Raw genomic sequence first — 14599 nt, forward strand, 5'->3', positions numbered from 1 at the left:
CCTGAATACTCAGACCGGGGTTTCGAAATATGGCTCCCCAAGCTGGACTCGAACCAGCGACATACGGATTAACAGTCCGGTGTTCTACCAACTGAACTATTGGGGAATTGCATTGTTAACAGGTCATTTCTGACTGTTGGAGCGTATTATATTGACTCGCTTTGTCAATGCAAGTGTTTTTCATAAAATTTTTTTTCGCCTCGCCAGGCGTCTGTTCGTTTCATTACGCATTCCCCGGCAGCCTGATTTTTCGCGTCACGATTCACTCCCGGACGAGCCCATACATATAAATCAGCAAAAACTAATATTGACAGCACAATAGAATAAAAATTATATTATGCAACCGTTATATACAAAGTGAAATAACGATTATCTCTCGTATTTAGAGAATAAAAAGCCCGATTACTGCATTCGGGCTTTTTTACAGCAATCGTTATATACAAAGATAAACATTGAATCTGGCGAGCACAATTATGACTAGACCCCCATTTACCAAAAGCGCCTTACAGCATGCGCTTCTTATCGCGAGCTCTTTTGCCTTGGCCGGCGCGGCTCACGCACAGGACAACGTTTTCAAACTGGGTGAAATCACCGTCCTGCAACCCGACGAATCCACAACTTATTCTTCCGTCGACAGCGAAGTCGCTCAGGAAAAAGGCGACAGCAATGTCGGAGAAGCGATTCAGGACGTTCCCGGTGCCACCTTGCAGGTTGGCGGCCGCCGTGCCGAAACCCGCGCCAATATCCGCGGCTTTGATTCACGGCAGATCACTCTGAATCTGGACGGCATCCCGATCTATGTCCCTTACGACGGCAATATCGACCTGAGTCGCTTTCTGCTTGGCGATCTGAGTCAGATCGAAGTCACCAAAAGCCTGGGGTCGATTCTTGAAGGCCCGAACAATATGGGCGGCTCGATCAATCTGGTGACCCGACGACCGAACGCGGATTTCGAAGGCGATATCAATGCCTCGATCGAAGGCGGGCGCGAAGGCGTCTTCAAACAGACCCAAAATGCACGGATCGGCGTCATCATTAACGAAAACTTTTATTTTCAAGGCGGAGTCAGCGCCGTGCAGGCAGACAATTTTCCGCTGTCCGACGATTTTCAGCCGCAGGATAACGCAGGCACCATCTATCAGCCGGAAGGCGAACGCTTAAGATCCGGAAACGAAAACCTCAGCGCCAATTTAAAGCTTGGTTATACGCCGAACAGTCATGACGAATACACTTTGAGTTACTATCAGACCGAAGGTTCCAAGGAATCCAGTCCTTATGCCGGCACTCAGGATACCGTCCGCTACTGGGACTGGCCGAAATGGGATAAACAGAGCCTGTATTATGTCGGTTACACTCAGTTCGGCGTCAGCGACAATCCGGGCTATCTGAAAACCCGTCTTTTTTACGACAAGTTCGACAATGCCCTCAACTCCTATGATGACGATCAGTACAACAGCGTCACCAAGAAATACGCTTTCCGCTCGCAGTACAACGATTACAGTGTCGGCGGCTCGTTGGAAGCGGCTGTACCGGTCGATAACCACCTTCTCAAAACCGCACTTTTGCTGAAAAAGGACGAACATAAAGAGCGCGACCTGGATTCAGACATACAAGATCTGGATAACAGCTGGCGGACCTTCCAGTCGGAAACCGCCAGTCTCGGCTTTGAGGATCGAATCCGCATTACACCTCAAACCCAATTCACACTGGGATACCGGCTTGACCACTACAAGCTGACGAAGGCCGACGACAACGACGATGCCACGCAACCGCAAGGCGCTCAACAACAGAGCAACTGGCAGATGAAACTCGACCACAATTTGGGCACACAGCGAATTCAGGCCGGAATCTCGCTGAAATCGCGTTTTCCGAATATGAAAGATCAGGTCTCCTATCGTCTCGGACAGGCCATTCCAAATCTGAATCTGCAGGCGGAAAAAGCACTGCATTATGAGCTGGCACTGCTGGGAGAGCTGAATACCTTGCGCTACCGCGCCAACGCCTTCTATGCGTCGATTCAGGATGCCATCGAAACCGTGACCGTGACCGTGACCAGCGACCAGTGCGGCGGCACTACCTGCGATCAGAACCAGAATGTCGGTACCGCTTCCTCCAAAGGGTTTGAATTGCTGGCGAGCCTTCCGCTCGGCACGACGCTTGACCTTAGTCTCAGCTATAGCCGCCTGATTCGCAACTATGCGGATGACGCCATTTTTGCGACCTATGCCCCGGAACACAGCGCTAATTTGGGTCTGGACTGGTTCGTCAGCACCGACTGGCATCTGGGTCTGGACGGGCATTATCAGTCCGACAGCGAAACCCGCTTTGACGGCAGTCGACCGACGGATGGCTTCAGCCTGTGGGATATCCGCGCCCACTACCGGATCAATAAAGCATGGCATGCCGACTTTGCGCTCAAAAACGTGCTCGACACCGATTACGAAATTGCCGAAGGCGATCCGATGCCGGGCCGTACCCTTTGGGCGAATATCCAATATCAGTTCTAATGCGGGAGTGATTTAAATGTCTGCATACTCTTTTTTTCTAAGACAAGTCAAACCGCATAACATGCCTCACCGTAAGGATCTGCATCCTAGTTTTTTACGGTTTTTCAAAAGCGGAGTGATAACGACTTTAGTATGTCTTGGGCTTTTGCAGAATACACAAGCCCTGAGCGCTCAAACCGCTCAGCCGACACCTAAAAACTGTACGGTCGATGCCGAAGCTGCGCGAGTCTACGGCGCCAACCCGATCGTGACCTATCTTCTGGTCGCCATGGCGCCGGAAAAACTGATCGGCTGGAATTTTCCGCCGGCACCGCAGGCAAAAAACGTGTTTGCGGATGAACTGATGGACAAACCGATTATCGGCGGCTGGTTCGGACAGGGACGGACACCGAACATGGAAGTTTTGCTGGCCAGCAAACCGGATCTGATCGTCATGTCCGGCGCCATGGTGCATGCCAACCGTCAGGCCATGTTGCAGAAACTCGGCATTCCTGTCTGCAATCTGCATCTGGACACTCTTGAAGATTACCCGCAAGACCTGAGAAACCTCGGTAAATGGCTCGGCAAAACCGAACGCGGCGAAATGCTGGCACAAAAATTCGCACAGCTGCTGCAACGTCAGAAACGCCTGAAAGCACTTTTGCAACAGCGCAACGTCACACCGAAAACCGTTTATTACGCCGAAGACCCGAATGGTCTGGCGACCGAATGCCGTGGTTCGATTCATGCCGAGACCCTGCCTTGGGCAGGTGCCTTGAATCCGCATCAGTGCCCGGCAGATCAGGGTAAATACTCGCGTTTCGGCAAAGTCGAAATCAATATCGAACAACTGCTGAAATACGATCCGGATGCGATCGTCACCCAGGAAAAAGCTTTCTACGACAAAGTTTATCTGATGCCCGCTTGGCAAGGTCTGCAAGCGGTGCGCAACAAGCTGATCTTTCTGGCGCCGCAAACTCCTTTCCGCTGGCTGGATCGCCCGCCTTCCTTTATGCGCATTCTGGCCGCACAGTGGCTGATGCAGAAACTCTATCCGCAGGTGCGCGAAATTGCCGAACTGGATACTGTCGCCGAGACGCAGGAAATTTTCCAACTCTTTTTTCAAACCGCTTTAAGCCGCGAACAGGCGCAATCGATTTTACAGGGGAATACATTATGAAAGCGAATCTGAAACTTCGCCCACAACTGGGTGTCATGCTGCATATTACTCCGGAACTGAATCAGACTCCGCAAGCGACCTACAGCGCTTTTACCGACCTGGTACGCAAACTGGACGCCATCGGTTTCGACAATGCCTGGGTGACGGAACATCACTTTAACGACATGAGCCTGACTCCGGCACCACTGAACCTGATCGGTCACTTTCTGGGTAAAACCGAAAACATCAAAATCGGCTGCGCCGCACTTTTGCTCGGATTCCACAATCCGATCGAAGTTGCCGAACAGCTGGCGGTACTGCAGTCTCTCTATCCGCACAGGATTTTATGCGGGTTTGCCAAGGGAGGTCCTTTCGAATCGCAAAACGCCGCCTTTAAAGCGGACAAGGAAATAAGCCGCGAACGGATGAATGAAGCTTTGCCGGCGATAATGCAATTATGGAACAGCGGCACACCGCAGAGCCATCAAGGCCGGCATTACCAGTGGGAAAATATTACTCTGCAGCCACGTTGCGATATGCACTCACAGCAGTTATTTGTCGCCACCGGCGACGAACAGACGGTACAGATGGCGGCACAAAACGGATTGGGACTGATGAGCGCGCAGTTCTGGGACAGCGACAAGATCGACCAGCAGATCAAACTGTATACACGCTTCGCGCAACATGCTCCTAATATGATGGTGGCACGCGGTCTGTTTATCGATGACAACCCTTCGGTCGCCAGACAGATGGCGCTGGAACATATCGAACTTTTCCGCGAAGAGAAATCCAAACACTGGGGCAAGCACCCCGGACCTATGGCAAAACTCGACCCAGAAGCGCTTTTGAGTCGCATGTTGTGCGGTTCGCCCGAGCAGGTTCGACAGCAGCTGCAACGACTGCTTAGAATGGGTGTTAAACATCTTGCGCTCAACCCCCTGACCCACAGCCATCAGGTCCGTTTTCAACAGCTGCATTGGTTCAAGGATGAAATCTGGCAACCCTTAATGGCGCAAAGCGATGCGGCCTGATCTGTATCACCCGAAAGCCTGCTGCGGCATTTTTTCCGGCGCGCAGATATTACTGCTACTGAGCCTGATTCTGCTCGCAACCGCTGGGCTCTCTTTAAGCTTGGGGCGTTACGACTTTGCACCTTTAGGCAGTCTGGCCGAATTGCTTAAATACTGGGGGCTGATCGACGGTGCAGCCGACCCGATGATAACCAGTATCCTGCTTGATGTCCGTCTACCACGCATTGCGGCGGCGATTATGATCGGTTCGGCTCTGGCAATCAGCGGCGCGGCCTTTCAGGCGCTGTTTATGAATCCGCTGGTCTCCCCCGGAATACTCGGCGTACTCTCCGGCGCGGCCTTTGGCGCATCGCTGGGTATTTTGCTCTCCGAACAGATCTGGGTCATGCAGCTGCTGACGTTCGTCTTCGGTTTACTGGCGGTGTTCATCGCCTTAATGCTGGCCAAAGGCGAACTGAAGCAGAACATGATTATTCTGGTACTCGGCGGCATGATTACCGGTGCGCTTTTCAGCGCCTTTCTTTCGATTATCAAATATGTCGCGGACCCCTACAGCAAACTGCCGGCAATCACTTACTGGCTTATGGGATCACTGGCGAATGTAAATGGTGAATTACTTCTCTGGCTGCTGCCGTTTGTTGTGCTCGGACTGCTGATTCTCAGTCTGCACGGTCATGTCCTGAATGTACTCAGTCTCGGGGACGATGAAGCGCGCAGTCTCGGAGTGAATGTCGAGCGTAAACGCCTTCTGGTGATCGTTATTGCAACGTTCTTAAGCGCTCTGACAGTGACGCTTGGCGGCATGATCGGCTGGGTCGGTTTAGTCATTCCACATATCGTTCGCCTGCTGCTCGGAGCTGACAATCGACTGCTTCTGCCGGCCTCGGCTCTGCTCGGTGCCATCTATCTTCTGGTGGTCGACAATCTGGCCAGAATGGCGCTGAGCATCGAAATCCCGATCGGGATTTTGACGGCGCTGATCGGACTGCCGGTCTTTGCCTGGGCACTGAAAAACGCCAAAAAAGGCTGGCAAAACTAGCTTTGGAGGAGAAGTAATGAAATTCTTTAACCGGCAACTTAATGTTCATCGCTCGGAATGGCCGCACAGTTCGGCGCCAGCAATACAGAATCAAGCGAGCAGCCCGCTCAGTCCCCTGCTGGTGGCTGACGGGTTAGCGGCTCAACAGGGTTGCAAAAGCATATTTTCGGAAATTGCTTTGCACTTAAATGCCGGTGAGGTCGTGGCGCTGTTGGGGCCGAACGGCTGCGGCAAAACTACGCTGCTGCGCACTTTGCTTGGATTTCATCCGAAAAGCGCCGGCCGGGTTGAGATTAACGGTCGGGACAGCTCGCAGCTGAAAGCCGAACAGATTGCGCAATCGATCAGCTATGTTCCACAATACCATCGCACGGCGTTCGGCTACCCGGTCATCGACATGGTACTTATGGCCACTCGCGGTGCAAAGGCCTCATGGATCAAATCCTCGGCCGAGCAATACGACACGGCAATAGAGGCTCTGAAATGGCTGAATATCGAGCATCTGGCGCACCGTCCCTATACCGAACTCTCCGGCGGACAACGACAGATGGTACTGATCGCACGCGCTTTTGCCCAGAACACGCCGCTGATTATGATGGACGAACCGACCAACGGACTCGACTACGGCAACCAGATTAAGCTGCTGGAGAAAATCACTCAGTTGAAAATAGCCGGGCGTACGGTGTTGTTTACCACGCATCATCCGGAACACGCCATCGGCAGTGCCTGTCGCGCCATTACGATGTATAACGGCCGCATACTGAAAAACGGCGCTCCCAAGGAGATTTTACAACGCCATGACATTCAACATCTGTACCAACTCTCGCCGAATCAGCTTCCGGCGAACACCTTTTAACCCGACATAAAAAAAGCGGCTCAAACCCGAGCCGCTTTTCCTTTTGATCTCTCTAATCCTATCGATCTTAGCTTAATTCTTTCGCTTAATTTCTCAGTTGAACCCCCGGACCGGTTGCGCCATCCATGCCCAGCGTTTCCAGTTCATTGATCTCCTGGAAATCCTGAATCCCTTCGGCGATCAACTGCAGGCCGATCGAATGCCCTAAGGTACAGGCACCACGTACGAAACTCTTCGTCTCCTGATCCTGCTTGGAAATATTGTGGATCAGCGCCGAATCGATCTTAATGTAATCCAGACCAACTTCCTGCAGTCGGGAGATATTGGCGAAGCCGGAACCGGCTTTATCCAGACCGACTTTACAGCCCAGCGGTTTAACCAACTCGCAGAACTCGACAAAGTGCCCGATATCTTCCATTACCGCACGCTCAGGCAGCTCCAGCCACAAACGGTCGGCAACGCCGCTCGCCTTGATCGATTCGATCAACTGATCGCGAGCGTCCAGGTTTTTCAAAGTTTCAATCGCCAGATTCACTGCAACCGAGTGTCTAATGGCACCGCTTTTCATCTGTTCAAGCAGATATGCGGTCAATGCCATATCCAGCTGCGGCAACATATCGAAACGACGCGCCCAAGGCAGGAATTCACCGGCGGTAATCGTATTTTCTTCCACTTTCAGACGCATCATCGCTTCGTGATGCAGAGGTCGGTTTTTAATATCCACCACCGGGAACAGTTGAGCCACCACACTGGAAGCGTCCAACGCTTTCTCCAACAGCTCGCGCCATTGCTGCGAATTTTTCAGGCCGTCCTGCACAGCCCCCTTGTCTTCCATGACCAGCAGTGTCTGTTGCTCGTTCTCCGCTTTGACCAGCAAAGCGTCCATTTTCTGGAAGATATTCTGTCGGCTGTCGTTCGCCTTGAACGAGGACGCCGCCATCGGCAGCTGCAGCTCGACCTGGTCTTTATAGGTATTGGCATAGGTTGCCATAAAGACTTCCAGCGCTTTTGCCAAAGCGTCCATTTCCTGGATATTGCTGAGCATGATCGCAAAATCGGTACCGCTCAGACGCCCGAAAGTACTTTCGTCAAACTCTTTATCGTGCTGACGGATGGTCTGAATAATTTTTTCCGCAACCCCTTTCAACAGGGCATCGGTTTTCTCATGCCCCAGACTCTGGTTGATTTTGACCAGATTGGCAACGCGCAGGAAGATCATCGCATTGCGGGCGTTTTTGTCTTCATTCGCCAAAACGCTTTCCAGTTTGCTGACAAAGAACTCGCGGTTGGCGAAGCCGGTCAGCGCATCATGCTGATTTTTGTAGCGCATCTCTTCCAGACGACGACTTTCGTTTTCCAGCATGGTGCGAACGCGTGCCGACAAGGTATTCATCGCACGCACCAGACGATTGAATTCCAGCGTTTTCGGTTCTTCGGAAGTGATAAAGCGGCGCCCGCCGATCGCCTCCGCCTGTTTGACGACATCTTCCAGAGGGCTGGTCAGAATACGCAACACCCAGGTGCCGATGGCTCCGAGTATCAGCGCGGCGACAAAAAACCACATCAGAAACTGCAACATGGTTTTCCATAATGATTCATAAGCGAAACGGTCGTCACTTTCGACGATCAAAGTACCGTACTGCTGCCAGCCGTCCTGAACCTGCGCGATGCCTTTTCCGACCTTCAGAGGAATCAGCGCCTTGAACCACTGCGGAACCTGAGCGCTGATCTCTACTTCGTGGGTTTTGCTCAGACGCTCGTCGCCATTCGGATCCAGCAGTTCAATGCGCTTATAGTTCCCGGTATCAAATTGCGCCGCAATCAGCAGCTCAACCATCACTTCGTCTTTTTCCATCTGTGACAGCATTAATGCTAGGGAGTTGGCGTTATCACTGTTTTTCAAGTTCAGCTGCTCGATGTAATAGCTTTTGGCGCTATAGGTACTGATGAAAAAACTGGTAAAGAACACCAGAATCATCAGGCCAATAATCGCTATCCATAACTGCTTGACCAAAGACATAACCTACTCCTCTTCTTGAATGCGTGCGGTTATATGCATCCCATTAAAATTTAAATTCCTATCCCGACTAACGCAGGCTGATGCCTTCGCGCTCAATCTTGCTCATGACCTGCTGCCAACGCGACAATCGCGCCATAGGGTTGGACTTGGTCGCTTTCGACAAGCCCGCCCACAAACCGCGGCTGTTGAAACTGAACACCGGCTTAAGATCCTGACGGGTGTTGGCCAGTTTCACCTCACCAATCAAATTATCCAGAATCAGCGGCATCGAGTTCGGCGTCGGATAGTAGCCCAATACCAGATGAGCCTGAGTCCGTCCACCGTAGAAAGCTTTAACGTAAATCAACCGCAGGTGCGAATCATCCACGCCTGCCAGACGCAGGGTGACATATTTGGCAATCGCATAATCTTCGCAGTCGCCCGCGCCTTTTCCGAAAGTTTCGGCAATGGATGCCCAGTGATCCTTGACCTGATTATTGCTGATATCGGACTGATAATAGACCACCTTATTGACGAAGTTATTCACTTCGATCAGCTTCTGCTGATCCGGCAGCGTTTTAGTTCTTTCCAACATTTTCTGCCAGGTTACGGCCAGACGTGCACGCTGCTCACCGTGCTGCGAATAGATAGTCTGATAAAAGCGGTCGAAATCCAGAGAGAGATTTCCGAGGGTGGGCCGACCGAAACTTCCTAGAAGAAGCAGGCCAAAGATCAGAGATAACGGCCAGAAAAGAAGCCTGCGACGCATCAAGCCAACCTCCAATGCCGCACCTGAAACCAAAATCCTTTCCTGTCCGCAGAAACCCGGAAGAGGCTCGTTTCAAAGCTTTTACAACCGAAAGAAGTCGCACAAAGAGCGGCATTATCGCCAAGATACTGAAACGCCATTACTCTCCCTGCTCCCTCAAAAAGATTCATTTAGCGATAACCTTATCAGAATCGGGTGCTTTGGCAAGCTGATATCGCCACTCCACACCGGGAAATCGGCTAATTCGTGACGGCAGTCAAGAGATGGCGCTTCAGGAGGCGTTGCTAAAGGAGGTCAACTCATAACGGGTACGGTCAATCATCGCGGAACAATAGGCTTCGCCATAGGTGCCGCTGCTAAAGCGGAACTGCCCTGCGCTGTAATCCAGATGGTAGCAATGATTGGCTTCCAGTTCGACCCTCATCACTTGCGAATGCTTGCGTCCGGAGTGATCGCGGTAGCTCACTTTAAACTGGTAGGTTTTCGGCACCAACAAAAGCTTGTCCCGGAAAATATACTGATCGTTCAAATACACTTTCGGGTACAACTTATTGAAAGAATCCGCCAGATTCACCACCAAAGCATAGTGCTTTGACGGCCGATCCGGTTCCGGTTGCGTCTGCGGAGTGCTACAACCATGCAGCACAGCGGCCGAAACAATGAAAATCAGCCCTGCAGACCACAATCGGGCTGAACGTCGAACAAGAGAAAAAGCAGTTTGAAACACAATAGTTATCCATATAACTTAATCAAAAAAAGTTGACTCATTATAGATGAGCAAAACGCGGATAAAAACGGAGAAACATCAGGGTTAAAAGCAAAAAGAATGAATTATTTAAGCGATTTGCGCACCTTTTTGAGAATGGCGTTCTGTTTCGACTGAAGATGCTTTCTCAGCTGTTTGAGAAATTCCGGTTTCAGATCCGCGGCGTATTTGCGGATCAGATTCCCCGCCTGAGAAAAATCGTGGAATTTTCCAAGCTGTTCCTGCAGAAATTTCAGCTCGGCCAGCAATTTGTTTTTGTTACGGTAATGGTGTGCGACCTGATAGCGCAGACGCTTCACTTTCAAGCGAATCTTATGAACCTGCGTCTCTTCCAGATCGACCAGCAAAAGGCGCTTCCTGATCTGGCGAAACTGTTTTTCAATCTGTTCAAGATCTTCGACACCGGCCGAGACGGCCAGTGAATCCTTCTCGCGGGTAAAATTGGCCCGCAAATTCCTCAGCTCCGGCAAAATATCCAGCTGCAAAAAATTTTTAAAATCGTCGTCCAGCTGATTGCGAACCTCCAGCAGTTCACTTTTCAACTGATCTCCTGCAGCCCGTATTTCTTTGGGAAACCCCGGCACAACCTGCAACATCAAAACATCCAGATCACGAATCTTATTGCTTGCCTGAATCACTCTTTTGAAAAACGCTCGGTGATAATCGTCTTTCGGCAATAGAGACACCAGTTTGCGTGCCGACACCCGAAGCTCGTGCAGAGCTTTCTCCTGCTCCTGAAGTGCGTTATCCAACTCAAGATAAACAACAAGTTGATCGTAAAGTTTTTGCGCCACCGGGTTCATCTTGTGCCAGCTCTCCAAATTAACATCGCTACGTCTTGCAGGAAATCTTGCCACAGACCTTTTTAAGAAATTTGACACTCTTGTGACAAAGCGTCCCGCCTGTAACCATCGCTGTCATATTTCGCACATAAAACCAAAATATAACAATCACTTAGCCTTGGCAATCGGAATATCCTCCCAACGCGTCGTATAACGCGGCGACAGTAAATTACGTGCCATCTGCCAACCTTGCGGGCGACTCGATCCGCTTGAAGCCAAAAACAGACTGCCGCGCCCGTGCTTGCGGTTTAGCTGATCCATTACCGTCATCAACTTATCCTGACGAGGATTGGCGGAAAACTTCGGTTGCGCGGCGAAAAGATCCAGTTGCAGCTGGGTCTTGGGTTGCAGCTCGGACAAAACCACCCCGGCTTTGTGAAAGCGGAATCCCGGTCGCCAGATTTGTCTCAAGGCGCGTCTGACGATTTTGGCAAACAGCACACTATTATCCGACGGATAGATCAGACTGGTCGCATGACTCGGTGCATAATAGGTTTCCGGCGCATAAGGATCGGTGCGAATAAAAACCGTCACGATCTGGCAGACACTGTTCTGCCGCCGCAGCTTCTCCGCCGCCCTCGAACTGTAAACAATCAACGCTTCGGCAAGGCGTTCGAAATCACTCACTTTCTGTGAAAACGAACGCGACACGACAATCTGTTTTTTGCCTCGCACCTGTTCCAGCTGCAAGCAGGAAATACCGTTTAATTCCGCCGCAGTCCGTTCCAGCACCACACCATACCTGACTCGCAGGCGTGCTCTGTCGGCCTGTCGCAAATCTTCCACCGTAATAATACCATCCCGGCGCAAAGCCTGATTCAGACGCCTGCCGACGCCCCAGACCTGCCCGACGTCAACCTGTTTCAAAAGCCGTGACAGGGCCTCGGTCGGCAGTGCGGTCAAATCACACACTCCCTGATACTGCGGCAACTTTTTTGCCAGATGATTAGCCAGTTTGGCCAACGTTTTCGTTGACCCGAACCCGACCGCCACCGGTAAGCCCAGATCCTGTCTGACCGCAACGCGGATCTGCTCGCCATAAGCGGCCAACCCCTGAGGATAAAGCGACGGGTGTACCGCGGTAAATTCCAGAAAGGACTCATCAATCGAATACACTTCCTGTCGCGGCGCAAAGCGTCCTAAAAGCTGGTGCATTCGATTGGACATATCCGCATAGAGCTCGTAATTCGAACTGAATACCTTGGCCCGATGCTTATCCAGCAGCCATTTCACTTTGAAATAAGGCTGAAACATCATATTATCCGGCCGGGCCGCATAATAACCGCCGTCACCGAGGCTTTTTACTTTGGCAAGCAACTCACTATTAAGGTTTTTGGCTTCGGCATTGGCGGCAACGATACAGCCGTCGTTATTGGACAGAACCACCACAGGCCGCCCTTGCAGAGCGGGCTCAAAAGCCATCTGACAAGACGCATAAAAAGCATTTCCGTCGATCAGCGCAAAGATTCGCCCCATACAACCTCTTTTGATTTGTGTTACAATATCCAAAAATTGCATTCTACGGCAAAGAGAACAACATAAACAAGCAGATTTTATTAAGCTATTTCAAGCGGTTAAATATCAAAGGCGACAAGCTTCCATTTACCTCGGTCGAAACCGATACAATATGGAGCAGTTTTGCGGAAAGTCGAACGGTAAACGTTACTCTTACTCAAATGGAAATCGATTTATGACAATAGGACATGGCGGAAAACGAAGCGGTGCGGGACGCAAAAAAGGCAGCGGCGCTTTTGGCGAAGCGACTAAGGTTGTACGCATTCCGGAGTCTCAGGTCGATACTGTCAAACAGTGGCTCGACAACTACAAACAAAACCTCAGCGATGCCAGTCTGCAGCAGTTGGAAGCTCTCAGCGGTATGGTAGACGAAGCGGAGCAGTTGCTGCCGCTGTACAGTCATAAGGTGATCGCAGGCTTTCCCTCCCCCGCCGACGACTTTGTCGAAGCGCGCCTGGATTTAAACGAAAAGCTGGCGCCGAACCGTCACAGTTCGTTCCTGTTGAAAGTTCAGGGCGATTCGATGCGCGATGCCGGAATCTTTGACGGCGATATTCTGGTTGTCGACCGGAGTCAGTCTCCGCAGAGCGGAAAAATTGTCATCGCCGCCCTGGACGGCGAATTAACGGTCAAACGTCTGGCAATTCGTCAAGACGGCACCTTTCTACTGCCGGAAAACCCCGATTACCCGGAAATCAAAGTCAACGAAGAGAGTGATATGGTGATCTGGGGTGTTGTGACTTCCTGCATCCACCAGTTTTAAACTTTCCGCCACCTGAAAAACACGGTTATTAATAAAACTTACCCTACGACATTTACTTATTTTTTGTAAGCGAATAGTATAAAACCACTGATACCTTTTGCGTAGCAGTCATTATTTAATCCGGATTTTTCTCGGCGGTAAGTTTTATGGATAGAAAAGAAGCGACTACTGACAATCGGCCAATGATTCTCTGTGTCGATGACGAGCCCCTTAATCTGAAACTTCTTGTTGACCTCTTAAGTCATCGCTTCGCAACCCGCATCGCCACCAACGGCCAAAAAGCGCTGGAGGTCATCGCCCAACACAAACCCGACCTGATTCTGCTGGACGTAATGATGCCGGTGATGGACGGCTTTGAAACCTGCACCAGACTGCGCAGAGATCCGCAAACCGAAGACATTCCGATTCTTTTCATTACCGCCAAGAACCAGCCAGCCGATGAAGAACACGGACTCAAAATCGGCGGCAACGATTTCATTTCCAAACCCATCAACCCCGGCGTGCTGCAAGCCAGAATCGACACGCAACTCAAACTCAGATACGCTCAAGAAAAAATTCGTCAGCGCGCGGAAACTCTGGAAGAAGAAGTCACGCAACGTCTTAACGAAATCAATCGCCTGCAGGACAGCAGTATCTTTGTCATGACCTCAATGGCGGAGTTTCGCGATGAGGCGACCGGCAATCACATCCGCCGAACACAATATTATGTGCAGGCTCTGGCCAGAGAGCTGGCTAAAAATCCCGAATTTACCGCACGTCTGAGCGACGAGCAGATCGAACTTATGACCAAATCCGCCCCTCTGCACGACATCGGTAAAATCGCTATTCCGGATAATATTCTGCTCAAACCGGGAAAACTGACCTCCGAAGAATTTACCGTCATGAAAACCCATGCCGAAAAAGGCTTCCGCATTCTGCAACGTGCCGCCGAGTCCATGGGCAACGGCGGTCAATTTCTGGAGGTGGCTCAAGAGATCGCCTACTACCATCACGAAAAGTGGGACGGTTCCGGTTACCCGCATGGTCTGGCCGGAGAAGACATCCCCCTGTCAGCACGGATTATGGCGATTTCCGATGTGTATGATGCGCTAACCAGCGAGCGGCCCTATAAAAAAGCCTTTTCTCAGGATGAAGCGCTGGAGATGATGCTGGCCGAATCCGGTACACATTTTCAACCGGTCTTACTGGAGGCTCTGATGCAGATCAAAACGCAATTGCTCGAAATTGCCAACCGCCACCCTGACAAAAAACAACAATAAACTTTAGTATTCTATACGAATAAAATGCAAAACTACGCGTTCCGTTTTTTTTTAAACGAGTTCATAGAAATTCAATAATTATTGGTTAGAATGAAAATATGCCTTATTCGAAATA

At 50.9% G+C, this 14599-nt stretch carries 12 protein-coding genes and 1 tRNA gene; 7 read left to right on the top strand and 6 right to left on the bottom strand.

Features of this window, described 5'->3' with window-relative positions; all coding sequences use genetic code 11:
* Window positions 1-30 precede the first annotated feature (30 nt).
* A tRNA-Asn gene (locus tag J3999_RS00720) sits at window positions 31-106 on the bottom strand.
* A 367-nt stretch (window positions 107-473) separates the two neighbouring features.
* Here J3999_RS00720 and J3999_RS00725 point away from each other — a divergent pair.
* The 5 genes from J3999_RS00725 (at window position 474) to J3999_RS00745 (ending at window position 6571) form a co-directional block, all read left to right on the top strand.
* On the top strand, window positions 474-2507 hold the full coding sequence (locus J3999_RS00725) for a TonB-dependent siderophore receptor (RefSeq protein WP_208125990.1): 2034 nt from the start codon (window positions 474-476) through the stop codon (window positions 2505-2507).
* A 145-nt stretch (window positions 2508-2652) separates the two neighbouring features.
* Window positions 2653-3666: an ABC transporter substrate-binding protein gene (locus tag J3999_RS00730; RefSeq protein ID WP_208125992.1), complete on the top strand. Its 1014-nt coding sequence runs from the start codon at window positions 2653-2655 to the stop codon at window positions 3664-3666.
* Window positions 3663-4676, top strand: a complete 1014-nt coding sequence (locus J3999_RS00735; RefSeq protein WP_208125994.1) for an LLM class flavin-dependent oxidoreductase — start codon at window positions 3663-3665, stop codon at window positions 4674-4676. Before J3999_RS00730 ends, J3999_RS00735 begins: the two co-directional genes overlap by 4 nt.
* Entirely contained in the window at window positions 4666-5715 is a 1050-nt protein-coding gene (locus tag J3999_RS00740; RefSeq protein ID WP_208125996.1) for an iron ABC transporter permease, read from the top strand. Before J3999_RS00735 ends, J3999_RS00740 begins: the two co-directional genes overlap by 11 nt.
* Before the next feature lie 16 nt (window positions 5716-5731).
* A complete protein-coding gene (locus J3999_RS00745) occupies window positions 5732-6571 on the top strand; it encodes an ABC transporter ATP-binding protein (RefSeq protein WP_208125998.1) in 840 nt (279 codons plus the stop codon).
* Window positions 6572-6656: 85 nt separating this feature from the next.
* Here the strand turns inward: J3999_RS00745 and J3999_RS00750 are convergent, their stop codons facing one another.
* From J3999_RS00750 to J3999_RS00770, 5 genes are all read right to left on the bottom strand, one after another.
* Window positions 6657-8591 carry an EAL domain-containing protein gene (locus J3999_RS00750; protein ID WP_208125999.1) on the bottom strand — a complete coding sequence of 645 codons (1935 nt, stop codon included), beginning with the start codon at window positions 8589-8591 and terminating at the stop codon, window positions 6657-6659.
* 67 nt (window positions 8592-8658) lie between these two features.
* Complete coding sequence (locus tag J3999_RS00755) at window positions 8659-9339, bottom strand: transglutaminase-like cysteine peptidase (RefSeq protein ID WP_208126000.1); 681 nt, start codon at window positions 9337-9339, stop codon at window positions 8659-8661.
* A gap of 271 nt (window positions 9340-9610) precedes the next feature.
* Window positions 9611-10066 (bottom strand): hypothetical protein, encoded by a 456-nt coding sequence (locus J3999_RS00760; RefSeq protein WP_208126001.1) that lies wholly within the window; start codon window positions 10064-10066, stop codon window positions 9611-9613.
* A gap of 104 nt (window positions 10067-10170) precedes the next feature.
* Window positions 10171-10899 (bottom strand): CHAD domain-containing protein, encoded by a 729-nt coding sequence (locus tag J3999_RS00765; protein WP_208126002.1) that lies wholly within the window; start codon window positions 10897-10899, stop codon window positions 10171-10173.
* 156 nt (window positions 10900-11055) lie between these two features.
* Window positions 11056-12423 carry a Y-family DNA polymerase gene (locus J3999_RS00770; protein WP_208126003.1) on the bottom strand — a complete coding sequence of 456 codons (1368 nt, stop codon included), beginning with the start codon at window positions 12421-12423 and terminating at the stop codon, window positions 11056-11058.
* A 214-nt stretch (window positions 12424-12637) separates the two neighbouring features.
* Between J3999_RS00770 and umuD the strand changes: the two genes are divergently transcribed.
* Window positions 12638-13225: a translesion error-prone DNA polymerase V autoproteolytic subunit gene (gene umuD / locus J3999_RS00775; RefSeq protein WP_208126004.1), complete on the top strand. Its 588-nt coding sequence runs from the start codon at window positions 12638-12640 to the stop codon at window positions 13223-13225.
* Between the two features lie 146 nt (window positions 13226-13371).
* Entirely contained in the window at window positions 13372-14484 is a 1113-nt protein-coding gene (locus J3999_RS00780) for an HD-GYP domain-containing protein (RefSeq protein ID WP_208126006.1), read from the top strand.
* Window positions 14485-14599 lie beyond the last annotated feature (115 nt).

Origin of the sequence: Thiomicrorhabdus sp. 6S3-12 (assembly GCF_017571475.1) — a bacterium.
GTDB lineage: Bacteria > Pseudomonadota > Gammaproteobacteria > Thiomicrospirales > Thiomicrospiraceae > Thiomicrorhabdus.

What these genes read in the sequence shown, in the direction of transcription:
- J3999_RS00725 (WP_208125990.1), top strand. Translation starts at nt 474, where the DNA reads ATGACTAGACCCCCATTTACCAAAAGCGCCTTACAGCATGCGCTTCTT.
- J3999_RS00735 (WP_208125994.1), top strand. Translation starts at nt 3,663, where the DNA reads ATGAAAGCGAATCTGAAACTTCGCCCACAACTGGGTGTCATGCTGCAT.
- J3999_RS00740 (WP_208125996.1), top strand. Translation starts at nt 4,666, where the DNA reads ATGCGGCCTGATCTGTATCACCCGAAAGCCTGCTGCGGCATTTTTTCC.
- J3999_RS00745 (WP_208125998.1), top strand. Translation starts at nt 5,732, where the DNA reads ATGAAATTCTTTAACCGGCAACTTAATGTTCATCGCTCGGAATGGCCG.
- J3999_RS00750 (WP_208125999.1), bottom strand. Translation starts at nt 8,591, where the DNA reads ATGTCTTTGGTCAAGCAGTTATGGATAGCGATTATTGGCCTGATGATT.
- J3999_RS00755 (WP_208126000.1), bottom strand. Translation starts at nt 9,339, where the DNA reads ATGCGTCGCAGGCTTCTTTTCTGGCCGTTATCTCTGATCTTTGGCCTG.
- J3999_RS00770 (WP_208126003.1), bottom strand. Translation starts at nt 12,423, where the DNA reads ATGGGGCGAATCTTTGCGCTGATCGACGGAAATGCTTTTTATGCGTCT.
- umuD (WP_208126004.1), top strand. Translation starts at nt 12,638, where the DNA reads ATGACAATAGGACATGGCGGAAAACGAAGCGGTGCGGGACGCAAAAAA.
- J3999_RS00780 (WP_208126006.1), top strand. Translation starts at nt 13,372, where the DNA reads ATGGATAGAAAAGAAGCGACTACTGACAATCGGCCAATGATTCTCTGT.